Source organism: Brevibacterium sp. FME37, assembly GCF_014897485.1.
Lineage (GTDB): Bacteria > Actinomycetota > Actinomycetes > Actinomycetales > Brevibacteriaceae > Brevibacterium.
In genome coordinates, this window is record NZ_JABUYE010000005.1 from 82,441 (window position 1) to 103,850 (window position 21,410).

The following is a 21,410-nucleotide window of genomic DNA, read 5'->3' on the forward strand; positions in this document are numbered from 1 at the left end:
TGACACCACATGAACGTATAACTCACTCAACCGAAAGGTCCCAGATGTCAGTCTTCATCGATCTCGATCCCGATACCCTCACATTCGCCCAGGTGGTCGACGTCGCCCGCCACGATGCGAAGGTGGCCCTGAGTGAGACCACCCTGGCACGCGTGAACAAATACCGCGAAGCCATCGACGCCCTCGCCCAGGCCGAGAAGCCCGTCTACGGCGTCTCCACCGGCTTCGGGGCACTGGCTCAGCGCCACATCCCCGCCGAACTGCGCACCCAGCTGCAGAAATCGCTCATCCGCTCCCACGCCGCCGGCGTCGGCGAACCCGTCGAACGCGAGGTCGTGCGCGCACTCATGCTCCTGCGTGCCCGCACCCTGGCCACCGGCCGAGCAGGGGTGCGCGCCGAGGTGCTCCAGACCTACGTCGACCTCCTCAACGCCGGCATCACACCGGTCGTCCACGAATACGGATCGCTGGGCTGCTCCGGTGACCTCGCGCCGCTCTCTGCCTGTGCACTCGTCGTCATGGGCGAAGGCGTGGCCGCCGGACCAGACGGGGTCGCCGGACCCGCCGACGAAGTGCTGGCCGCGGCTGGAATCGCTCCGGTCACGCTGGCCGAGAAGGAAGGCCTGGCGCTGGTCAACGGCACCGACGGCATGCTCGGCATGCTCATCATGGCCCTGACCGACCTGGAGAACCTGCTCACCGCCGTCGACGTCTCCGCTGCCATGAGCATCGAAGGCCTCTTCGGCACCGACGCGGTCTTCGCCCCCGAACTCCACTACGCACTGCGCCCCCACGACGGCCAGTCCGCGGCAGCCGCGAACATGCTGACCTCGCTGAAGGACTCCGGCATCACCGCCAGCCACCGCGACTCGACCCACCTCGTCCAGGACGCCTACTCGATGCGCTGCGCCCCACAGGTCAACGGCGCAGCCCGCGACGCCGTGGCCTTCGCCACGCAGGTCGCCGAGCGCGAACTGCGTGCGGCCATCGACAACCCCGTCGTGCTCACCAACGGCATGGTCTCCTCCAACGGCAACTTCCACGGCGCACCCCTGGCCCACGCCCTGGACTTCCTCGCCATCGTCGCCGCCGATGTGGCCTCGATGTCCGAACGCCGTACCGACCGGATGATGGACGTCACCCGCAACCAGAACCTCACCCCGTTCCTCGCCGACGATGCCGGCGTCGACTCGGGCCTGATGATCGCCCACTACACCCAGGCCGCGATGGTCTCCGAGGCCAAGCGCAACGCCAGCCCCGCCTCGGTGGACTCGATCCCGTCCTCGGCCATGCAGGAGGACCACGTGTCCATGGGCTGGTCCGCCGCCCGCAAGCTGCGCAAGGTCGTCGACAATCTCGCCAGCGTCGTCGGCATCGAGTTCTACGCCGCCTCCCGGGCCTGCGATATGCGCGAAGCGTCACCGGCACCGGTCACCGGCGCCGTGATCTCCGCGATCCGCGAAACCGTGCCCGGCCCCGGCCCGGACCGCTTCCTGTCCCCGGAGCTGGCCGAGACGATCTCCAAGGTCAAGGACGGCTCCCTGGTCGCCGCGGCCGAATCTGTCTCACCGCTGCAGCACACCGTCACCGAAGCTGCCGGAACCTGGCTGCCCGAAGGCGGATCACCCGCGGTCAACGACCCCGAGTTCACCGCACTGGGCAACCTCGACGCTGCCGCCGCAGCCTCCGGTACGGATGCGGCAACGACTCACCAGGATGCAGCCGACTCCAACGGTTCGGGCGAGGCGAACTGAGATGAGCGATGTCGTCTCCCTCCTGTCCCAGATCGAGGACACCGGCCGTGACACTCGCGGTCCCGGCTACCAGCGGTCCGGGTTCTCGAACACCGAACGCGAACTGCGTGACTGGTTCCTCGCCGAGGCGGCCCGTCGTGGCCTCGACACCGAGATTGATGACAACGGCATCACCTGGGCGTGGGCGACTGCGCCCGGTGACAATGCCGTCGTCACCGGCTCCCACCTGGACTCCGTCCCTGGCGGCGGAGCCTTCGATGGCCCCCTCGGTGTCGCCTCGGCGCTGGCCGCCTTCGACGAACTCAAGTCCTCCGGTGCACTCGAACGCGCCCAGCGTCCACTGGCGCTCGCCGTCTTCCCTGAGGAAGAGGGCTCGCGCTTCGGTGTGGCCTGCCTGGGATCACGCCTGATCGCCGGCGCCATCGACTCAGACCGGGCGCTGCGTCTCACCGATGCCAACGGCGACACCTTTGCCGATGTCGCCCGCGGCTACGGTCTCGACCCGAACCGCATCGGCACCGACACCGCACGGCTGGAGAAGGTCGGCTCCTTCATCGAACTCCACGTCGAGCAGGGCATCGGTCTCATCAACACCGACCAGCCTGTGGCGATCGGCTCCTCGATCATCGGCCACGGCCGCTGGCACTTCGCGTTCTCCGGTCAGGGAAACCACGCCGGGACCACGCCGATGAGCCACCGCGCCGATCCGGTCGTCGCCGGCAGCCGCGTCATCGGTGACATCCCGGTGCTCGCCGCCAGCCACGACCAGGCGGTCGCCACCGTGGGACGCACCCTCATCCACCCGGGCGGGACGAACGTCATCGCCTCGGGCATGAGCTTCTGGCTCGACATCCGTCACGCCGACGACGCTGTCGTCAAGCAGGTCCTCGAGGCGATCTCGAAGCGCGCCCGCGAGCATGCCGAGGGTGCCGGCGTTGAGGTGTCGATCTCCCAGGAGTCCTACTCACCGACGACCTACTTCACCGCCGAACTCAACTCCCGGCTGACCTCCGTGCTGCCAGACGCACCGCTGCTGCCCTCGGGTGCCGGACACGATGCGGGCATCCTGGCCCCACACGTGCCCTCGGCGATGCTCTACGTACGCAACCCGACCGGAGTCTCCCACGCACCCGAAGAGGCCTGCGAAGTCGATGACCAGCGCGCCGGAGTCTCCGCCCTGGTCAAGGTCCTCGAAGGGGAACTGGGGGCCGCATCATGAGCACGCGCTTCTGGTGCGAGACCGCCTGGGTCGACGGGCAGGTCGCCACCGGCGTCCTGCTCACCGCCGATGAGACCGGCACCCTGACCTCGGTCGAGACCGGGATCGACACCCCACCCACCATCGCCGAGGTGGTTCCCGGCTTCACCCTGCCCGGTGGAGTCAACGCCCACTCCCACGCCTTCCACCGCATCCTGCGCGGACGCACCCACGGCGACGGCGGGACCTTCTGGACCTGGCGCGAAGTCATGTACTCCGTGGCCGCGAAGCTGAGCCCGGAGAACTACGAAACCGTGGCCCGCGCGGTCTTCGCGGAGATGCTCGCCGGCGGCTACACCTCGGTGGGCGAATTCCACTACGTCCACCACGCACCCGACGGGACACCGTATAGTGCCGGCGATTCCACCCGCGCACACGCGATGGAACGGGCGCTGGCACGAGCGGCCACCTCGGCGGGGATGCGGATCCGACTCCTCGACACCTGCTACCTCACCGGCGGCATCGACTCCGAGCTCTCGGCAGAACAGGCTCGGTTCGGTGATGGAACCATCGACGGTTACATGGACCGCCATGCCGCGCTATCGGAGTCCTTCGCCACCGAGTTCCCGGTCATTTCCCCTGGCGAGAGCTTCGTCCACGTGGGATCGGCCATCCACTCGATCCGCGCGGTCCCGGCAGCCAACCTGCCCAGATTCGCCGAACTTGACGAACCAGTCCACGTGCACCTGTCCGAGCAGCCAGCGGAGAACGAAGCCTGCCAAGCCGCCTACGGCACGACACCCACGCAGGTCCTCGACCGCTCGGGTGTGGTCGCGTCGAACCTTTCGGCCGTCCACGCCACGCACCTCAGCAATGACGACATCGCGAGCCTGGGCGGGGCCGAAGCCAACATCGTGATGTGCCCCTGCACGGAGGCCGACCTGGCCGACGGCATCGGACCGGCCCGCGAACTCGCCGATGCGGGAGCGACGATCTCGATCGGCTCCGATCAGCACGTCGTCCTCGACGCACTACGCGAGACCCAGGGCCTGGAAGCCGGGGAGCGACTGCACTCGGGCCAACGAGGACGATTCTCACCGGCCGAGCTCATCAGCTCCCTGACCACGGGCGGGGCACGCAGCCTCGACCTGCCCGTCGGCGAACTGGCCGTGGGTAAGGCGTGTGACTTCATTGCGGTGAGAACCGACAGCATGCGCACCTTCGGATCGGTGGGGGAGCAGGTCATCCTCTCGGCCACCTCGGCAGACGTGGCAATGACCGTCAGCGGCGCACATGTGCGAGTCCGCGACGGCGTGCACACCGAACTAGGGTCGATTTCGGAGTTGTACCGGGCAGCTTTCGCGGCCCTCGGGATGGAGGACTGAACAGTGGCTGAGGTTCCGGCGCTGCGGCGCTCGATCGCGATTCTGCGGCATCTTGCCTCATCGAATCGTCCGATCACCGCCGGTGCCCTGGTCCGGGCGCTGGAGATCCCGCGCTCGAGTGCCTACGAGCTGCTCACCGTGCTCGAGGAACTCGGGCTCGTCGTGCGCACCGAATCCGGTTACGTGCTGGGCGCCGGCGTGCACGAACTGGGAAGTTCCTACCTGCGCACGAACCCGCTGCAGCGCCTGGCTCAGCCCATCGTGCGGCAGCTGGCCGAGGAGACCTCGGCAACGGCACAGCTGGCCGTGATCCGCGGCTGGGAAACCGTGTACTTGCTCAAGGAGCAGTCGCTGAAGTCGGTCGCGGTCATCACCGCCACCGGAGTGCGCATGCCCAGTTACCTGACGGCGACCGGGCGGGCGATACTCGCGCATCTGCCCAAGTCAGAGGTGCTGGCGATGTTCCAATCCGAGTCCGGATTCGTCACCCGCACCGGCCAGGGCCCGACCACGGTCAAGGCGCTCAACGCAATCCTGGCCCAGGACAGGCGGGCCGGATGGGCGATCGAACACGGCGAGGTCACCCCCGGGATCTCAACCATCGCAGCCCCCGTCTACGACGTTCTCTCCCGCCCGATCGCAGCAATCGGTCTTTCGCTCGCCGGTGACGCGCTGGGCTCTGGAGCCTCCGGTGACGCGCTGGACGAGGACGCTGTCACTGAACCGCTCGTGGACAAGGTCCTCGCCGCCGCCGCCGAGGTGACCGCCAAGCTGCGGTGACCTCTCAAGCGTCGGCGACCGTCCTCAGCCAGAACAACAAAGCGGACCACTTGGTGTCGAAAGAGCCGGTTGTGGCGTCTCCCGTCGAAGCTAGGTGGTCCCCTCGATGAAGCGTGGGGCCACCGCTTTCACTAGTTGAGAGATGTGTGGAACTCATAAACAGCGCTCCTGATTTTTATGACTTAGAAGTTGTTCTCATAAAAATGACGTCAACGCTTTATGAGTTCTGCCGCCGTCCGGCACGCTGGGCAAAGGCATCGATCGCCGCGAGGATTTCGTCACTGCGCCAGAACGGACCCAAGCCATGTTCAGCCTTCGAGCTGGCAATTCCTGCATCGACGAGCGCTTTCAAGGGTGGATAGATGTTCGGTTGTGCAACTCTCAGTTCCTCTGCGGCGGTGGCGGAATTGAGGACCGGGTGCTCGATCAGGATGTCGAGCAATCTCCAAGCATTTGAATTCTTCCTGGCGGTCAATTTCGAATCCCAGCTCTCACGAATCCTTCGCAGATCTGTCACGAGTTGAGTACTGTTATCTATCGCCCGGAACGCAGCCTCTGCGAAAATTCGAATGATCGGATCGACATTGCCTCGCCGATACTCTGTCAATGCGCTGTGGTAACGAGAAACATCAGCAAGCAGTCCAGCTGATACTGGTACAGCTACATTGCGAGTGATTCCCCGCTGTCGAAGCATTGTCTGCACAATCGCGCGCCCAGTTCTCCCATTGCCGTCTGTGAACGGATGGATCGTCTCAAACTGTGCGTGCGTGATCGCTATCGCCGTCATCGCTGGAACATCGGCCCGTTCTGCAAAAGCTGTCAAGTCTTTGATGAGTTCCGGCACTCGGGAATGATGAGGTGGCACGAACTCCGCACCTACAGGGGAATCGGCACGGGTACCTATCCACACCTGTTCGTCCCTGAACTCGCCCGGAGTGTGTCGAGTCTGAGTCCCCATGAGAACTTGATGGATCGTTCGTATCGAATCGCTTGAAATGGAATCAGCGCTTTTGAGTGCTGTGAGCAGAGCGTTCGTATTTGCCGCAATCAGCTCAGCGTTGCTGCCAGACCGAGCTCCGAGCTCTGCGGAGAAGATTGCGCGAGCGCTGGCTGTCAGGTTTTCAATTTGAGATGACGATGCTGCCTCTGACCGCAGGAGGACTGGTGCAAAACCTGCAATTTGAAATCCCAGTTCGGCGTCGAATCGGCTCAGCTCCCGAATTGCTTCCTCAGCGACTGCGGCTACTTCAGGGTCTATAGCGGGGGTTCGGTCAGCGATCGTCGGTGGAACTGAGGAGTCATATTTCACGCTTCCAGCATGAATCGCTGCGCTCGGGCCAAAGCCTGAGCGCGATGTCCAGTCGTAGGTCTCGGCCCCGATCGGCGGCCAGTTTAGAGCGTTGCTTCGTGCTGGTTCGAGGTTTCCGGAACTCATCGTCACCATCCCAAAAATTATGAATTATATAAGTTTCTCATAAAAATGACGTCAGCGCTTTATGGTTTGTGCCGCCGCCGAAATGACCTCTGGCTGCGGTGACCATCCTCATCCAGAACAATCGAGCGGACCACTTGTCGTCGAGGGAGCAGGTTGTAGCGTCTCCCATCGAAGCTCAGTGGTCCGCTCGATGTAGCGTGGGGCCAGAGTGAGGCTCAGAGTCCGAGCACGCGCTTTTCGCGGGCGACTTCCTCAACGATCTGATGGTCGCTGCGCAGCTCCTTGATCAGAGCGATTCCGAGAACGACGACGATGACGGTGAATGGCACCGCAGAGAGCATCGCCGCCTGCTGCAGAGCCTGGAGTCCACCAAGGAGGAGCAGCACGATCGCGCACGCGCCGGTGAGGAATCCCCAGGTGGCGATGACCGGACGGTGCGGCTCGAACGAGCCTCGCGAGGACAGCGAACTGAGCACGAAGGTGTTCGAGTCAGCAGAGGAGACGAAGAACAGGATCACCATGATGACGGTGAAGATCGAGGCCAGAAGCGAGAGCGGCAGTTCTTCGAGCAGGCTGAAGAATGCGGTATCGAGATTGGCCGTAGTGGCCTCCCCGATCTTCGCTCCGCCCATGTCGAGCTTGATCGCAGACCCGCCCATGATGGTGAACCAGAGGAAGAACACGGCACTCGGAACGAGCAGCACGCCGGCGACGAACTGGCGGATCGTGCGGCCCTTGGAGATCTTGGCCAGGAAGATTCCGACGAAGGCGCTCCACGACAGCCACCAGGCCATCATGAAGTAGGTCCAGCCCAGCATCCATTCGCTGTCTGCCGCGCTTGAAGGCGTCATGAAGCTCAACTGCAGGAAGTCGCCGGCGAAGGAACCGACCGAGCGCACGAACAGATCGGCGACGAAGCCGCTGGGCCCGGTGATGAAGACGAACAGCCCGAGGACGGTCGCCATAGTCAGAGTGATCTGGGAGACGTATTTGATGCCGCGGCCGACGCCGGAGAGAGCCGAGCCGGTGAAGAGTAGCGTCAGCACGCCGATGACGACGACCTGCAGAGTCAGGGTGGCGTCGACGCCGAACACGACTTTGAGGCCCTCACCGATCTGAGAGGCGCCGAGGCCCAGTGAGGTTGTCGTGCCGAACAGGGTGGCGATGATGGTGAGGATGTCGATGAACTTGCCGACCCACCCGTCGACGAACCGCCCGAGCACTGGGCGCAGCATCGTCGATACGAGAGCCGGGCGACCTTTCCGATGTGTGGAATAGCCGATGGCCAGGCCGAAGACTCCGAAGATGGCCCAAGCCTGGAAGCCCCAGTCGAGATAGGAGAACTGCATGGCGCGGACCGCGGCGTCCATGGTCTCCGGCTCTGCCAAGCCATGTGGCGGGACCATGAAGTGCGACATCGGCTCGGCCACACCGTAGCTGACGAGGCCGATGCCCATGACCGCTGCCAAGATCATCGCCAGCCAGGCAAAGGTGCTGTATTCCGGCCTCGAATCCGCGGACCCGAGACGAAGACGGCCGAATCTGCTGGCCGCAAACCACACGAGCATGACGATCGCGGCGAATGGCACGACGAGATAGATCCAGCCGAAGCCCGATGAGACTGCGGTCATCGCAGTGGTCATGATGTTGCCCAGGCTCTCCGGTGAGATCGCAGCCCAGAGCACGAAGGCGATGACGAAGGCCACCGACCAGTAGAAGACGCTGCCGATGGGGCTTCGCTGAGCGGAGTCGGCATCCTGTGATTCTGCTTGCGCGGCTGCCGCGTCCGCGGCGATCCTTTCGGATGCAGTGGTCCTTGCCGCGGGGGCAGGCTCCGAGTCGGCTTCAGGCCCGGGGTCAGGCTCCGGTTCAGGTACGTGGTTGTCCAGCATCGTCATCGTGGTCTCCAAGCTCGAGCCAGCCTCGGCGGCGGGCAGGAGTCTTCGTCAGGGGGCGGTGGGGGTAGTGCGCAATGGCAAGAAACAGGCTCCGCGAACTGGGGTGTTCGTGGAGCCTTGTAGGTGACGAGTGTATTCGCTTTCGATTGGAAAGACCGACTCGTTTCGGCACATCAGTGGAGAGTGTGACGTTTCTCGCCCCAGTAGGCCTAGTGCCAGCGACCCCTCCTTTTCGCCGAAAGCACACCTTAGCGTCGAGCGCATACTCCCTAAAATATGCGCTCGACGCTAAGGTGTGCTTTCGACGCGCGACCCGGCGCCGGCTCACAGATAGGGCTGGGTGATGAGCTCCAAATACATGCCCGACGGGTCCAAAAAGTACACGCCACGGCCCCCATGCTCGGTGTTCGTCTCATGCAGTCGAGTCCGCTGCGGGTCTGCCCAGAAGTCGAGGCCACGTTCGTCCAACAGCGCCACCGCGCGATCGAAATGATCATCCGTGCAGACGAAGGCCATATGCACGGGCTGTATGTCGAAGGTCTGCGGGGGAGACGCGAACTGCAGCATCACACCCCCGTCGAGCATGATGTTGGAGAAGACTCCCCATGACTGAGTGTGCTCGGCCTCGAGGATGTCGACGTAGAACTGAGCGGATGCCGCCGGATCGGCGGCGGCGATGATGGTGTGGTTGAAGGTTGCTGACATGGTGTCCTTTCGAAAAGTGGGTTCAATGAGAGAGCTTCTCGAAAGGGGGCGGACCGCGAACTCTGGGCTCGCGTCCACTGCGGCTCAACTGAGGACCGGGTTACCGATCCGTGAGCGGCTGAAGGCCTGTCCGGTCATAGATCACAGCTTAGTCCAACCGACCCGCAGTCGAAGCGCAATCGCGACAGGCATACACTGGTCGCATGCGTTTTTCCCGACTCAACTGGTGGTGGCTGCAACTGGCAGCCGACTGACGCATTTTCGCGGGCTGCATGGCAGCCCGCTTCACCTGTGGGACCCCTCCGTGCAGCCCTTTACGCATTGGAGAACACATGGATTCCTACGACGCCACACTGTCCCGCATGCCGCGCCTTCACAACGATGTTGACGCGAATCCCGGAAACTATCGCATGCTCTCGGGCGAACGGCCGACGGGCCGACTTCACCTCGGGCATCTCTTCGGTTCGGTGCTCGAGCGCGTGAGGCTGCAGAACAAGGGGATTGAAACCTTCATCATCCTCGCGGACTATCAGGTGATCACCGACAGGGACACCTCGGCGAATGTGAAGAACAACGTTGCTGAGGCGATCCTCGACTATCTGGCGGCAGGGATCGACCCGGCAAAGACGACCATCTTCACGCATTCCTCGGTCCCGGCCCTCAACCAGCTGCTGTTGCCGTTCCTCAGCCTCGTCACCGACAGCGAGCTGCGACGAAATCCCACGGTCAAGTCCGACCTCGAGGCCTCCGACCGGCCACTCAGCGGTCTGCTGCTGACTTACCCCGTCCACCAGGCCGCCGACATCCTCTTCTGCAAGGGCAACCTAGTGCCGGTGGGCAAGGACAATCTGCCGCATGTCGAGATCACGCGGACGATCGCCCGGCGCTTCAACGAGCGTTACGGGCACGTTTTCCGAGAACCCGAGGCCATGGTCACCGAGACGCCCGAGGTGCCGGGCATCGACGGGCGGAAGATGTCGAAGAGCTACGGCAATGCGATCGCTTTGGGGATGAACGAAGACGAGACGACTCGGCTCATCCGTAAGGCCCGCACCGATTCTGATCCGCATATCAGCTTCGACCCCGAGCAACGACCAGGTGTGTCCGCGCTTCTGACGACCGCTGCCTTCTGCTCCGGATCCACTCCGCAAGCCATCGCGGATGAACTGGGTGATGCGGGATCGGGTGCGCTCAAGGCCACCACTGCCGAGGCGGTCAATGAGTTCTTATCGGAACATCGCAGCCGTCGTCGGCAGTTGGAGGCGGACAAGACGTACGTCGACGGAATCCTGGCGGAAGGCAACGATCGCGCGAACGCGATCGCCGATTCCACCCTCGCCGAGGTTCGGGCCGCGATGGGCATGGACTACTGAGCGGCGTGATATCGCAGCAGAACTGCAATCGCAGTCTGTTGAGTGTGACTAATTGTGAGGGTTCAAGCCCTTCCGGGATCCTGTTTTCAGCCGTGCCACGTTCTCAACTTCGCCGCGATTTCGGCCGTCTCCATGCTGCCGCTCGCGATCGAAATGACAAGAGCGTAGGCATCGTCGTCCGGCGCATCGAAACTGACCCCATTGAGATCATAGAAGACGGCGAGGCTGAGCCAGCCCAGCCGCTTATTGCCATCGACGAGAGGATGATTTCGGACGATCGACTCCAGCAGGACCGCGCCCTTCTCGTCTGTGCTCGGATAGACCTCGGTGGCCCACAAGGTCGTCGTAGGTCGGTGGGCAGCGGAATCAAGCAGACCGAGGTCCCGAACCGGTCCAACATTGAGATCGGCGACCAATTCGAGGAGATCTTCAGTGTGGAGGTAGATCGTCACTTTCCGAGCCGGTCGAGCAGATCGCCATACCGTTCGCGGGCGCGCTTCGAGGCGTCGCTGACTTGTGCCTCGTGGCCCCGCCTCTCGGCCACCTCGTGGATTGCATTGATGATGAGCGCCTGGCGGCTCACCCCGTCTTGCTCCGCGAGGCGAGTCAGGAGCTCTTCGTCATTCTTGTTCAAACGCAGTGTCATTGCCATGTGTCAATGATACCAATGTGGTATCAGATTTGGCTACGGCGCTGGAAGGGAAAATGTCATGTCAGCTGCTTCACCGTCATGCTGATGAGATGGCTGATGTCACCGCCGCCGCAGCACCACCGCAACTTCGAGGTGTTTGGTGTGCGGGAACATGTCGAAGACTTGCGCCCGCTCGACGGTGCAGCTGGGCATCCGGTCAAGGTCCTTGGCCAGAGTGAGCGGATTGCAGCTCGAATAGACGATGTGATCGATCCCGGATTCCTCAAGAGCCGCTGACAGCCGTGCCCCGATCCCTCGCCGAGGTGGGTTGACGATCACACAATCCGGTCGTTCGCCGGTCGCCAGGTTCGCCTCAGCGAACTCAGTGGCATCATCGGCGATGAACTCGACCGTGGTACCTGACTGGGTGCCGAAGCCGAGTTCGGCAGCGCTGATCTTCGCGGAATCGATGGCCTGCTCGCTCAGCTCTACGCCGGTGACGGTGCGCGAAGTCTGCTGATCAGACTCCTTCGCGCAATACAGCGCGAACCCGCCCACTCCGCAGTACAGATCCCACAGCGAGCTGGGTGAGATCTCGTCCACCCACTCAGCGACCTGATTGTAGAGAGCGATCGCCACTTCGGTGTTCGTCTGGAAGAAGGACTGCGGGCGCAGATGCAGGTCGACCCGGTCGAGATTCATGCGCAGCGAGTCCCCCAGCAGCAACTCTTCGTGACTGCCTTCGAGCACTGCCTTATGCTCGGGCAGCAGGTTGACGGAGATGACAGTGGCCATGGGTATCAGCTCGATGAGCTGGTCACGCCTGGACCGCAGCGCGTCGAGTCCGTGCTGGCTGCGGACGACGAACCTGATCATCAGGTCTCCGGACGGTGCCGCGGTGACATGGACGAACTTCAGCTCACCTCGGCGAGCTTTGATGTCATAGGGGTCGAGGTTCGTGTGGTCGAGAAAGCCCGCAAGGGTCGGGATCACAGTGCGGATCTGTGCGGACTGGATCCCGCACTCGCGCAGGTCGACCCCGTGGAAGTCCTGGTCCAGGATGCCTAAGGTGACGGCGCCGGCCGAGCCGCCCACCGCCAGCTTCGCCCGGTTGCGGAAATCGCTGTCGGCCCCGACCACGGCAGGCAGCCAGACATCGGGGGAGTGGTCGGCAAGTACCTCGCGGCACCATGCCTCTTTGTTCGCGACCTGATTGATGTGGGTGGTTTCGATGAAGGTGCAGGAGCGGCACAGTCCCTTGTCGAAGTAGTGACAGTCCAAAACCCCGTGAGCCGCCGAGGTGGGGGTGAGGGGCAATGGTGTCATGACCCCATTTTACGGCGTCGGTTCGGTGCGTGCTTCACTGTCGTTCGCCAAGCCGGCCATAGTCTCCCCGGCCGTTGACGCGCACCGCCGCTGCCGCGTAGACTGAAGAGAACCAAATCGATTTGGCTCGCCTTTGACCGGCGACCTTTCGGTATCGTGGACCACGAGGAAATGCAGGGTCGAAGAGGCCCCTGCGACGACGAAGGATGACATGACCCAGCTGCGCACACTGCACCAGGCCCCGACGCTGCTCGTTCCCGAACAGGTCCTCCTTCCCGAAGGCCCGCAGCGCGATCATGCGGTGCTCATCGCTGAGGGGCGCATCGTCGACGTCGGACCCCTCGAGGCTGTCACCGCAGCGGCTCCGGAGAATATGGTGCGCATCGACCTGCCCGGCCGGCTCCTCATGCCGGGCTTCATCGACTCGCACCATCACCTCACACAGTCCTTCGGCAAATCGCTCGTCTTCGGCGAACCCTCCGAGATCTTCCAGCGCGTCTGGGTTCCGATGGAGGCGAACATGGACGCCGAGGCCATCGACGTCGCCACCCGACTGGCCGCCTGGGAATCCTTGCGCGGCGGGTTCACGACGGTCGCCGACGCGGGCACTCGCGCCAGCGTCGACGTCTCCGCCATCGCCGATGTCACTTCCGCTGTCGGACTGCGGTGCGTCCTCGGCGTGATCTGCAACGATTTGGGCGGAGGGGCGAAAACCGCGAACCTCGCCGAGGTTCTCGCCGCCGCCCAGCATCACCTGAGCAGGTGGGTCGCCGAACCTCTGGTCCACCCCTCGCTGGCCGTGTCCATCCCCGAGGTCGCCTCGGACGAGGCCCTTGTCGCGATTACACAGCTGGCACGCGAAGCCGGAGTCCCCTTCCAGACCCACCTCAACGAACACCTCGCCGCGGTCGAACGATCCCTCATCGCCAACAAAGAGCGTCCGCTGGAACGACTGGCCCGCCTCGGCGCCCTGGGACCCGAACTTCTGGCCGCGCACGCAACACTGCTGACTCCCCGCGAAATAAGACTGCTGGCCGACAGCGGAGGAGCCATCGCCTACAACCCTGTCGCGAGTTCCTGGAAAGGCAACGCGGTTGCACCGGCACTGCTCATGCACGAACTCGGCATGCGCATCGGTTTGGGCACCGACGGGACCCGCTCCGATGCCTTCCGCCTCCTGGACGCAGCCGAAACAGCACAGCGACTGACTGGCGGAACCGTCGTCGGCGACTCATCGAGCGGCGGTGGCTGGACCTGGCTCGAACAAGGGCTGCGCGGGGGAGCAGACGCCGTCGGACTGGCCGGACAGGTCGGAGAGATCGGCCCAGGAGCACTCGCAGACCTGCTCGTGGTTGATCTCGACGTCCCCGAATTCGTTCCCTCCTGGGATGTGCCCTGGGAACTCGTGCGCATCGCCAACCGCGATCAGATCGAGGCAGTGATCGTCGACGGCAGACTCCGGCTTGAGAAGGGGTGGCCTGTTGACTGGGACGGACGTGCCTTCTTAGAGCGTGCCCGCGAGGTCTCAGGCCGAGTCGTCGCCGATTCTCCGATCACCCGCATCGACCCATCGGCGAGCGAACACCGCGCCGCGTGGATGAGTGAGCACCGACTGTGACGGTCCTGGGCCTGTCGATCCTCGCCTTCAGCATCGTCGCGGTCACCGTGCTGCTCTCGGCCTTCGTGCAGGGCTCGACAGGCATGGGCTTCGCGATGATCACCGCCCCCGTCGTCAGCTTCATCGACCCGAGCCTGATCCCCGTGATGCTGCTCGTGCTGATGATTCCGCTGAACTTCTACGTCGCGGCCCGGGAGCGATCCGACATCCATTGGCACGGGGTGAAGTGGATCAGCGTGGGCCGTTTTGCCGGCACGTTCTTCGGGCTCTGGATCCTCGTCATCGTCAACCTCCACCAACTCGCCCTGCTCATCGGCTGGTCGACGCTGGTGGCCGCCGTCATCGCGCTCCTCGCCCCGAAGTTCGCTCCGAACAAACCCGTTCTGGCCATCGTCGGCCTCATCACCGGTGTCACAGAGACCTCGACGGGTATCGGCGGACCGCCCTACGCCCTGGCCTACCAGCACAGTCCCGGCCCGGAGCTGCGCTCCACGGTAGCCGTGTGCTTCCTCGTCGGGGAGGTCATCTCACTGATCGTCCTGGCCATCAGCGGTCAGGTGAATGGGCCGACGATGCTGTTCACACTCGCCATGCTGCCCTTCTTGGCCATCGGTTCGTTCCTCAGCCGATACGTCCACCACCGCCTCGACGGCCCGGTGCTGCGCTACATCGTCCTCGGCTTCGCGATCGTCTCCGGCGCCATCGTCATCATCCAGTCGTGACTTCCCATCCAGTAGGCTGAAACCATGGGTGAAACTTCGCGACCGGTCCGAGCCACGATCGCTGATGTGGCACGTGAGGCCGGTGTCTCACGCACGACCGTCTCCCATGCCCTCAACGGTCTGGGCAAGGTCAATTCCGCGACTCGGGACAGGGTCAAAGAGGTCGCCGCCCGCCTCAACTATCGACCCAGCGTCCGGGCTCAGAGCTTGCGCTCCGGCCGTTCCCAGACGCTCGCGCTGCTGTCGTCGATGCCCTCGGCGGTCTCCGCCGGGCCCTCGCAATTGGGCTTCTTCACCGAGCTCGCGATGGGCTGCGCCCGCACGGCACTGCTCGAGGGCTATGTCTTCGTCCTCGCCCCGCCCGACGGCGACGCCAGCCCCGTCGACCGGCTCGACATCGACGGCGCGATCCTCCTTGAACCCGCGACCGATGATCCCATCGCCGCAGCACTGAACGAACGAGGAATTCCGTTCGTGGCGATCGATAGTCCGCCGAGTCAACGGACAGTGGACCTGCACCATGAAGAGACCGCAGAGCTCCTCGTCTCACATCTCGTGGAGCGCGGAGCACAGCACCCGGGGCTCGTCATGGGTTCGGATCGGCGCAGATCACAGGCTGCCGCCCGGGAGGTCTATGAGGCTGCTGCCGCTCGTATCGGCTTCACCCCTGTGATCGCCGAGGCGGACGAAAGTGATGGTGAAGACGGCGGGTACCGCGCATCGACTCGGCTGCTGGCCGAGCATCCGGAGGTCGACGGACTGGTCGTCCCCATCGATGCATTCGCGACCGGCGCCGTGCGAGCAGGTCAGGAAGCGGGACGGACCATCGGAGGCGATCTGCTCATCGCCACACGGTATGACGGTCTGCGCGCCCGCACGAGCACTCCGCCGCTGACCGCAGTCGATCTGGGACTCGATGCGATCTCGAGCGAGGCCGTCGAAAGCCTCGTGGCCATTCTCGACGGCGATTCCGGGCCGGAAGCGTCGAGCGGAGCATCCGCACCGACTTTGGTCGTCAGAGAATCGACGGCCGGTCCCGCCTGAGCAGTCGTAGAAGAGCGGTGTCCGCCTGATCAACCGCTGCGGGCCGGTGCCCGCCTGACCAGCTCAGATCCGATAGTCGCCGGGACGCTGATCCAGGTGGCTGGGGTCGTCGATCGCCGTACGACTCTTCGGGTGCCGGTTCCGTTTGCCTGTGTGATGGAAGAGCAGATTGAGCACGACCGAGACGAAGGCGGCCATCGCGACTCCGCTGCCCAGCAGCGATGCGACGTTGGGAGTCAGCTGCGAGTACATGCCCGGAATGAGGACTGGGAGCAGTCCGGCTGCCAGTCCGACGGTGGCCGTGATGAGGTTGCCTGTCTGGTTGAAGTCGACCTTGGCGAGCATCTGTATGCCCAGGACTGCGATGATCGCGAAGACCACGACTGCCGTTCCGCCGACGACTGCCGCCGGGATGCCGTTGAGGATCCTGGCGATGGGGCTGATGCCGATGATGATGAGGAGGACACCGGCGAAGGCTGTGACGAACCTGCTGCGCACGCCCGAAGCACGCACGATGCCGACATTCTCACCACTGGTGACCATCGCCGGTGTGCCGAAGAGCCCACCGAAGATCGTCACGATGCCATCGGCGCGGATCAGCCGTGGAACATCGCGACTGGGGTCGACCTTCTTCTCGACGATCTCACCGTTGATGATCGTCTGTCCCGTCGCCTCGGCCATGGAGGCCAATGCCCACAGCAGCATCGGGATCGCGGCGATGACATCGAACTTCGGGGTACCGAAGGGGAAGAGCGTCGGGGCTGCCAGCAGCGGGCCGCTGGTCTGTGCTGCGAAGTCGGTCACGCCCATGAACGCGGCGACGATGGTGCCGCCGATGAGTCCGAGAGCCACGGAGAGCTTGCCGAGCATTCCGCGCAGGAAGCGGAAGCACAGCACCGTGATGACAACCGTGATGAGGCCGAGCAGCAGGTTCTGCGGATCACCGAACTCCTTCGTATCGGCCTCACCGACGATGAGTTTGCCGGTGACTTGGACGAGGTTGACGCCGATGACGATGACCATGATTCCGATGACCAGCGGCGGGAAGAACTTGAGCAGCTTCACGAAGAGGGTGACTGCCAGGATGTAGAAGACGCCGGTGAGGATGACCGCGCCCACGGCCGTCTCGATGTCGGTGCCCTGGCCGATCGTGATGAACAGAACGGTGGCCGCACCGCCTGGAAGCATGACGAAGGGCAGCTTGACCCCGATCTTCCACACGCCGACGGATTGGAGGATCGACCCAAGGCCGGAGAAGATGAAGACCGCAGCCAAGACCGCCGAGGTGGCCGCTTCATTGAGGTCCAATGCGCCGGCGATGAGGAAGACCGAGGAGATCGGTGTGGCCACCATGACCAGAACATGCTGGATCGCGAACGGGATGAGTCGGTGCATCGGCCGGAGCTGATCGACGGGGTGGACGGTCTCGGCTGCTTCTGGTGCGGCGGTCATAGGACTCTCCTCGGAAACGCATCATGATCGGGCCTGGCGACATTGGCGGCCAAATCGATTTGTCTAATCGTCCCTGGCGACGCGGATCGTGTCAAGAGTCAGTCTGAATGTCGGACGAAACCGAGTCGAACGACGGCCTCAGGCGATGGCGAGGCTCAGGATTATGAAAAGTCCGAAGGAGATGAATGGGGCCAGGGCGGCGATGGCGATGGCGATGATTCCCTGAGTTCTGGCGCGGTCGCTGGCAGCTGAGACGATGCCCATGATGAGGCCGGTGACCCCAAGAGCCGCGCACAGGACTTGCAGGCCGGCAATTGCGATCGCAAGGTTCTGGTACCAACTTGGAATGTCGGTGAAGAAGTGGCCGTGTTCGTTCTCCATCGGGCCGATGGTGACGCCGAGGGTGATCGAGGCGAGCAGAGACAGTCCTGCGGCAATGATTGTGATGCCCAGGGCGACCTTGCCGAGCAGCGGCCGGTTCGCATCTGCGGGCGACGAGACGGGTGAGCGACTCAAGGTGCTCACCTGACTTCCCAGCGCCGCGGTATAGGGCTGCTGTGCGGCCAATTCGTCATCGGTGGGCTGGGGGTACATGAAGTCCGGCGAGGTCATGTCTTCGACACTATGCGCGCCGACCATCACCCGCCCATGCGGCTTCCCTGTGACCCAGGTCGGGAAAACCTGACCGTCCCCCGGAGGTTGGAATACTACAGTCCGCCGAGGAGCGGGAGGACTATCGCTCGGCGACGATGAGGAAGCGCTTCTGCGCCACCTCAATCGGCGATCTGCGGGCCGCCAGTCGGTCAAGGGCCACAAGATTGTCCGCCACGTTGAAGCCGGGAACGTCCCAGGGGACGTAGGCGAGATATTCGATGATCGCCTCGACGTCGGCGAATTCCATCGTGCCTGTCCACTCATCGGCATCGCTGATCGTGAAACCGTGCGCCTCGAGTTCGTCAATGCAGGGCTCGAGGCGATTGTCGGGAGCCTCAGGTGTGCCGCCGAACCAGCGCCTGAACTCGCCGGCCTCGGTTCCGTCGACCTGCTGGGTGAGGAAGCGTCCGTCTGGCATCACCACGCGGGCGAGCTCGGACGGATCGTAGCTCTCATGCCGGTTCATCACGAGTTCGAAGAAATCGTCGGGCCAGGGCATGGGTTCGCCGGTCTCGCTGTCGTACTCACAAACCTCGATGCCGTATTCCGCCAGCGCCGAGGTGGCCAGCTCCAGGTTGGGCTTCCACCCCTCACTGGCAAAGACCGAGGATCCGCGATTGAGGAAGCCTCCAATGGTGCTGACATGTTTGACGAGTTCGCCGAGGCGCTCGCCTCCGCCGGTTCCCATGTCGAGGCACGGCATCGACTGCGCCATCGCTTTGGCGCAGGTTAAGTCGAAATCCCAGGGCGGGTCATCGGCGACGACCCTGGAGCCGAGGGGGTCGAAGTTCCAGCCGGTCATCACTGCGGTTTCGTGGATCCATGCCCAGCGGGCGTATCGGTCCTCTGCTGATTCGGCCACGCCGCCAATCCCTCCGTCGCGGAGCCGAACTCTCGGCCCTGACTCCACTATGAAATCTCCGGCGGGTGAAAACAAGCATCCAGGTAAGCGGGTCCGAAGGTGTTCGAACTTTCCCCGTGGCAGTGGCTCAGGTGAGGAAGCAGAAGACGAGGATGAGGATGTTGAGCACGAGCAGCCCCAGGCAGTTGACCCAGAAGTCGCGGCCGACGTAGTGGGCGCGCAGATGGGCACCGGCGGCGGTGAGGAAGTAGGCGATGAGGCCGACGGTCGCTGCCAGGCCGACGCCCGGGATCCAGAAACCGGCGACCAGGCCCGCCACCGCGAGGAACTTCACCACGGCGAGGGCCCACCACCAGTCGCTGGGGAGTCCGACTCCGTCGAGGCAGTCGACGATGGCCTTCGGCGGCCAGAATGTCATGAGGCCGTCGACGAGGACGATGAGAGCCATCACCGCCACAGGCCACCAGGGATCGGGGAACAGGGTCATGTGGACTTCCGTATTTCGGGAGGCGGCCTCATGCGGGTCTCCTCAGCTGGGTGTGGAACGCGATGCTCTGAGAGAGCGCCTCGGTCGCCTCGGGCAGGCTCATATCGCTGGCCGCCCATCGGAACAGGATTCCGAGGTAGGAGTCGTAGAGCGCCACGGCGCTGGCCAGTGCATATGCTTCGCTGATCCCGATTGAGATCAAGCTCGAGGACAGCTTCTCCTGGAGGTCAACGGCAAGAGACTCAAATACCTGGGGCTTGCCGGGCACCCGCATCAGCGCGGCCGCATAGTCCCGAGACAGGTCCTCGTGAGCCGCGAAGAATTCGAGGAACGGCAGGAAGATGCCCACCAAGTGGTTCTGCACCGCCGAGGTGGCCGCTGGCTTCACCCGGCCACGTGCAGACGATGCCGGCTGACTTCGTGCAGATGCCACTGACCCCGTGCGCGCTCGAACTGGAAGGGTATAGGTCCCGGACTGGAGCTGTGCGATCCAGCGGTCGTAGCAGCGAATGAGGAGGACATCCTTGTCGCCGGCGGCCATCACCCTGCCCACGGACACCTCGGCGCGGGTGGCGATGCCTCTGACTGTCGTGGCTTTGTAGCCGGATTCGAGAAACAGATCGGCGGCGGCGGAGATGATCTTCTCCTCGGTGCGCAGCCGGCGGTCTGTAAATGAATGAACGTGTTCAGTAGGCATGGTCGAAGCGTAAGCCTTTCCGTGTTCAGTTACCAGATGCGGTCGCAAAATGAGGCCAATTGAGAAGATGTTGCCCGCAAGGTAGAGTTAATGTACCTTAACTTTATGAACGTCGATCCACCGGACTCCGGCACCTCCATCGCCGCTGCACGTCCGAAGAAGGTCTCCACCTTCTTCCTTCTGGGTCCGGCCTTCGTCGCCGCGATCGCGTACGTCGATCCGGGCAACGTCGCCGCCAATCTCAGCGCGGGTGCCGAGTACGGATACATGCTGGTGTGGGTCTTGGTCGCGGCCAATCTCATCGCCGTTCTCGTGCAGTACCTGTCCTCGAAGCTCGGCCTGGTCTCCGGGCAGTCCCTGCCCGGCCTCCTCGGCGACAGGCTCAGTCGACGATCGCGGCTGGCATATTGGGGGCAGGCGGAGATCGTGGCCATCGCCACCGACATCGCCGAGGTGATCGGCGGCGCCATCGCGTTGAAGATCCTCTTCGACCTGCCGCTGCTGCTGGGTGGTCTCATTGTCGGCGTCGTGTCTCTGTTCCTGCTCTCGATCCAGTCCACCCGTGGTCAGCGTCCCTTCGAAACGGTGATCATCACCCTGCTCGCAATCATCGCCATTGGATTTCTAGCAGGCCTGTTCGTCGGCGATGTGAACTGGGGGCAAGCGGCAGGTGGAATCGTGCCCAGGCTCGAGGGCACGAACTCCGTTGTCCTGGCCGCCAGCATGCTTGGCGCGACCGTGATGCCCCACGCCATCTACCTCCACTCGGCACTGTCCGTCGACCGACACGGCAGTGCCCCGCGTGCCTCGATTCCCCAGCTGCTCAAGGCCAGCCGGTGGGACGTCGTGCTCTCACTGGTCATCGCCGGTTCGGTCAATATCGCGATGCTGCTGTTGGCCGCGGCATCGCTGCGGGGTCAGACCGGGACCGACACGATCGAGGGCGCGCACGCGGTCGTGCAGGCCAACCTCGGCGAGGTTGTGGGTCTGTTCTTCGGTGTCGGACTGCTCGCCTCCGGCTTGGCCTCGAGCGCGGTCGGGTCCTATGCGGGGGCCTCGATCATGCAGGGACTGCTGCGGATCAACGTGCCGATCGTGTGGCAGCGCGCGGTGACGATGATTCCCGCACTCATCATCCTGAGCCTCGGGGTGGATCCGACCTGGTCACTCGTGCTCAGCCAGGTCGTGCTCAGCCTCGGCATCCCCTTTGCCATGGTTCCCCTGGTCAGGCTGACGATGAACCGGACGGTGATGGGTCAGTACGCGAACTCGCGCATCATCACGATCATCGCCATCCTCGCCTCGGTGCTCATTATCGCCCTCAACATCGTGCTCATCGTGCTCCTGGCCCTCGGTGTCGACTGATCGGAGCATCGGGGCCCTCGTGAC

The 21,410-nt window shown here is 63.7% G+C and carries 20 protein-coding genes; 9 read left to right on the plus strand and 11 right to left on the minus strand.

All coding sequences use genetic code 11. The annotated features are described in order from the left end of the window. Window positions 1-44: 44 nt before the first annotated feature. Genes hutH through INT29_RS08035 form a run of 4 tightly spaced genes read left to right on the plus strand, consistent with a single transcriptional unit; the run spans window position 45 to window position 5,117 of the window. Window positions 45-1,754 carry a histidine ammonia-lyase gene (gene hutH / locus INT29_RS08020; protein WP_193071325.1) on the plus strand — a complete coding sequence of 570 codons (1,710 nt, stop codon included), beginning with the start codon at window positions 45-47 and terminating at the stop codon, window positions 1,752-1,754. Between the two features lies 1 nt (window position 1,755). Next, window positions 1,756-2,973, plus strand: a complete 1,218-nt coding sequence (locus INT29_RS08025) for an allantoate amidohydrolase (protein WP_096158056.1) — start codon at window positions 1,756-1,758, stop codon at window positions 2,971-2,973. Next, window positions 2,970-4,337 carry a formimidoylglutamate deiminase gene (locus tag INT29_RS08030; protein WP_193071326.1) on the plus strand — a complete coding sequence of 456 codons (1,368 nt, stop codon included), beginning with the start codon at window positions 2,970-2,972 and terminating at the stop codon, window positions 4,335-4,337. The genes INT29_RS08025 and INT29_RS08030 overlap by 4 nt, the downstream gene beginning before the upstream one ends. Before the next feature lie 3 nt (window positions 4,338-4,340). After that, window positions 4,341-5,117: an IclR family transcriptional regulator gene (locus INT29_RS08035; protein WP_193071327.1), complete on the plus strand. Its 777-nt coding sequence runs from the start codon at window positions 4,341-4,343 to the stop codon at window positions 5,115-5,117. A gap of 217 nt (window positions 5,118-5,334) precedes the next feature. Here the strand turns inward: INT29_RS08035 and INT29_RS08040 are convergent, their stop codons facing one another. The 3 genes from INT29_RS08040 to INT29_RS08050 form a co-directional block, all read right to left on the minus strand. Further along, on the minus strand, window positions 5,335-6,561 hold the full coding sequence (locus INT29_RS08040; protein WP_226841736.1) for a Fic family protein: 1,227 nt from the start codon (window positions 6,559-6,561) through the stop codon (window positions 5,335-5,337). Between the two features lie 206 nt (window positions 6,562-6,767). After that, window positions 6,768-8,450: a BCCT family transporter gene (locus tag INT29_RS08045; protein ID WP_193071328.1), complete on the minus strand. Its 1,683-nt coding sequence runs from the start codon at window positions 8,448-8,450 to the stop codon at window positions 6,768-6,770. A 324-nt stretch (window positions 8,451-8,774) separates the two neighbouring features. Next, entirely contained in the window at window positions 8,775-9,155 is a 381-nt protein-coding gene (locus INT29_RS08050) for a VOC family protein (protein ID WP_101573398.1), read from the minus strand. Between the two features lie 332 nt (window positions 9,156-9,487). Here INT29_RS08050 and trpS point away from each other — a divergent pair, with 332 nt between their 5' ends. Beyond that, window positions 9,488-10,528 (plus strand): tryptophan--tRNA ligase, encoded by a 1,041-nt coding sequence (gene trpS / locus INT29_RS08055; protein WP_101573396.1) that lies wholly within the window; start codon window positions 9,488-9,490, stop codon window positions 10,526-10,528. An 86-nt stretch (window positions 10,529-10,614) separates the two neighbouring features. Here trpS and INT29_RS08060 read toward each other — a convergent pair whose 3' ends face one another. From INT29_RS08060 to INT29_RS08070, 3 genes are all read right to left on the minus strand, one after another. Next, a complete protein-coding gene (locus tag INT29_RS08060) occupies window positions 10,615-10,980 on the minus strand; it encodes a type II toxin-antitoxin system death-on-curing family toxin (RefSeq protein WP_101573394.1) in 366 nt (121 codons plus the stop codon). Then, window positions 10,977-11,180, minus strand: coding sequence for a CopG family transcriptional regulator (locus tag INT29_RS08065; RefSeq protein ID WP_101573392.1), 204 nt, complete (start codon window positions 11,178-11,180; stop codon window positions 10,977-10,979). Before INT29_RS08065 ends, INT29_RS08060 begins: the two co-directional genes overlap by 4 nt. Window positions 11,181-11,279: 99 nt before the next feature. Further along, entirely contained in the window at window positions 11,280-12,485 is a 1,206-nt protein-coding gene (locus INT29_RS08070) for a methyltransferase domain-containing protein (protein ID WP_193071329.1), read from the minus strand. A 211-nt stretch (window positions 12,486-12,696) separates the two neighbouring features. Here INT29_RS08070 and INT29_RS08075 point away from each other — a divergent pair, with 211 nt between their 5' ends. From INT29_RS08075 to INT29_RS08085, 3 genes are read left to right on the plus strand one after another with little or no spacing between them, the layout of a single operon-like run. Further along, complete coding sequence (locus INT29_RS08075) at window positions 12,697-14,103, plus strand: amidohydrolase family protein (RefSeq protein ID WP_101573388.1); 1,407 nt, start codon at window positions 12,697-12,699, stop codon at window positions 14,101-14,103. Next, window positions 14,100-14,825 carry a sulfite exporter TauE/SafE family protein gene (locus INT29_RS08080; RefSeq protein ID WP_257930197.1) on the plus strand — a complete coding sequence of 242 codons (726 nt, stop codon included), beginning with the start codon at window positions 14,100-14,102 and terminating at the stop codon, window positions 14,823-14,825. The genes INT29_RS08075 and INT29_RS08080 overlap by 4 nt, the downstream gene beginning before the upstream one ends. Window positions 14,826-14,849: 24 nt before the next feature. Further along, window positions 14,850-15,869: a LacI family DNA-binding transcriptional regulator gene (locus INT29_RS08085; protein WP_193071330.1), complete on the plus strand. Its 1,020-nt coding sequence runs from the start codon at window positions 14,850-14,852 to the stop codon at window positions 15,867-15,869. Between the two features lie 63 nt (window positions 15,870-15,932). Here INT29_RS08085 and INT29_RS08090 read toward each other — a convergent pair whose 3' ends face one another. The 5 genes from INT29_RS08090 to INT29_RS08110 all read right to left on the minus strand — a co-directional run bounded on the left by INT29_RS08090 (window position 15,933) and on the right by INT29_RS08110 (window position 20,021). Next, window positions 15,933-17,321, minus strand: coding sequence for a uracil-xanthine permease family protein (locus tag INT29_RS08090; protein ID WP_101573384.1), 1,389 nt, complete (start codon window positions 17,319-17,321; stop codon window positions 15,933-15,935). A gap of 138 nt (window positions 17,322-17,459) precedes the next feature. Further along, window positions 17,460-17,933, minus strand: a complete 474-nt coding sequence (locus INT29_RS08095; RefSeq protein ID WP_193071331.1) for a hypothetical protein — start codon at window positions 17,931-17,933, stop codon at window positions 17,460-17,462. A 121-nt stretch (window positions 17,934-18,054) separates the two neighbouring features. Beyond that, on the minus strand, window positions 18,055-18,837 hold the full coding sequence (locus tag INT29_RS08100) for a class I SAM-dependent methyltransferase (protein WP_193071332.1): 783 nt from the start codon (window positions 18,835-18,837) through the stop codon (window positions 18,055-18,057). Window positions 18,838-18,964: 127 nt separating this feature from the next. Continuing rightward, window positions 18,965-19,324 carry a DoxX family protein gene (locus INT29_RS08105; protein ID WP_101573377.1) on the minus strand — a complete coding sequence of 120 codons (360 nt, stop codon included), beginning with the start codon at window positions 19,322-19,324 and terminating at the stop codon, window positions 18,965-18,967. A gap of 28 nt (window positions 19,325-19,352) precedes the next feature. Further along, window positions 19,353-20,021, minus strand: a complete 669-nt coding sequence (locus INT29_RS08110) for a TetR/AcrR family transcriptional regulator (RefSeq protein ID WP_096159441.1) — start codon at window positions 20,019-20,021, stop codon at window positions 19,353-19,355. Between the two features lie 105 nt (window positions 20,022-20,126). On the opposite strand from INT29_RS08110, the gene INT29_RS08115 reads away from it, so the two are divergent. Beyond that, window positions 20,127-21,386 carry an Nramp family divalent metal transporter gene (locus INT29_RS08115; RefSeq protein ID WP_193071333.1) on the plus strand — a complete coding sequence of 420 codons (1,260 nt, stop codon included), beginning with the start codon at window positions 20,127-20,129 and terminating at the stop codon, window positions 21,384-21,386. The last annotated feature ends 24 nt before the right edge of the window (window positions 21,387-21,410 follow it).

Excerpts from the sequence above, each read along its gene's own strand:
- INT29_RS08030 (WP_193071326.1), top strand. The coding sequence starts at position 2,970 with ATGAGCACGCGCTTCTGGTGCGAGACCGCCTGGGTCGACGGGCAGGTC.
- INT29_RS08070 (WP_193071329.1), bottom strand. The coding sequence starts at position 12,485 with ATGACACCATTGCCCCTCACCCCCACCTCGGCGGCTCACGGGGTTTTG.
- INT29_RS08110 (WP_096159441.1), bottom strand. The coding sequence starts at position 20,021 with ATGCCTACTGAACACGTTCATTCATTTACAGACCGCCGGCTGCGCACC.
- INT29_RS08045 (WP_193071328.1), bottom strand. The coding sequence starts at position 8,450 with ATGACGATGCTGGACAACCACGTACCTGAACCGGAGCCTGACCCCGGG.
- INT29_RS08040 (WP_226841736.1), bottom strand. The coding sequence starts at position 6,561 with ATGGTGACGATGAGTTCCGGAAACCTCGAACCAGCACGAAGCAACGCT.
- INT29_RS08095 (WP_193071331.1), bottom strand. The coding sequence starts at position 17,933 with ATGACCTCGCCGGACTTCATGTACCCCCAGCCCACCGATGACGAATTG.
- INT29_RS08085 (WP_193071330.1), top strand. The coding sequence starts at position 14,850 with ATGGGTGAAACTTCGCGACCGGTCCGAGCCACGATCGCTGATGTGGCA.
- hutH (WP_193071325.1), top strand. The coding sequence starts at position 45 with ATGTCAGTCTTCATCGATCTCGATCCCGATACCCTCACATTCGCCCAG.
- INT29_RS08065 (WP_101573392.1), bottom strand. The coding sequence starts at position 11,180 with ATGGCAATGACACTGCGTTTGAACAAGAATGACGAAGAGCTCCTGACT.
- INT29_RS08105 (WP_101573377.1), bottom strand. The coding sequence starts at position 19,324 with ATGACCCTGTTCCCCGATCCCTGGTGGCCTGTGGCGGTGATGGCTCTC.
- INT29_RS08025 (WP_096158056.1), top strand. The coding sequence starts at position 1,756 with ATGAGCGATGTCGTCTCCCTCCTGTCCCAGATCGAGGACACCGGCCGT.
- trpS (WP_101573396.1), top strand. The coding sequence starts at position 9,488 with ATGGATTCCTACGACGCCACACTGTCCCGCATGCCGCGCCTTCACAAC.
- INT29_RS08075 (WP_101573388.1), top strand. The coding sequence starts at position 12,697 with ATGACCCAGCTGCGCACACTGCACCAGGCCCCGACGCTGCTCGTTCCC.
- INT29_RS08050 (WP_101573398.1), bottom strand. The coding sequence starts at position 9,155 with ATGTCAGCAACCTTCAACCACACCATCATCGCCGCCGCCGATCCGGCG.
- INT29_RS08090 (WP_101573384.1), bottom strand. The coding sequence starts at position 17,321 with ATGACCGCCGCACCAGAAGCAGCCGAGACCGTCCACCCCGTCGATCAG.
- INT29_RS08115 (WP_193071333.1), top strand. The coding sequence starts at position 20,127 with ATGAACGTCGATCCACCGGACTCCGGCACCTCCATCGCCGCTGCACGT.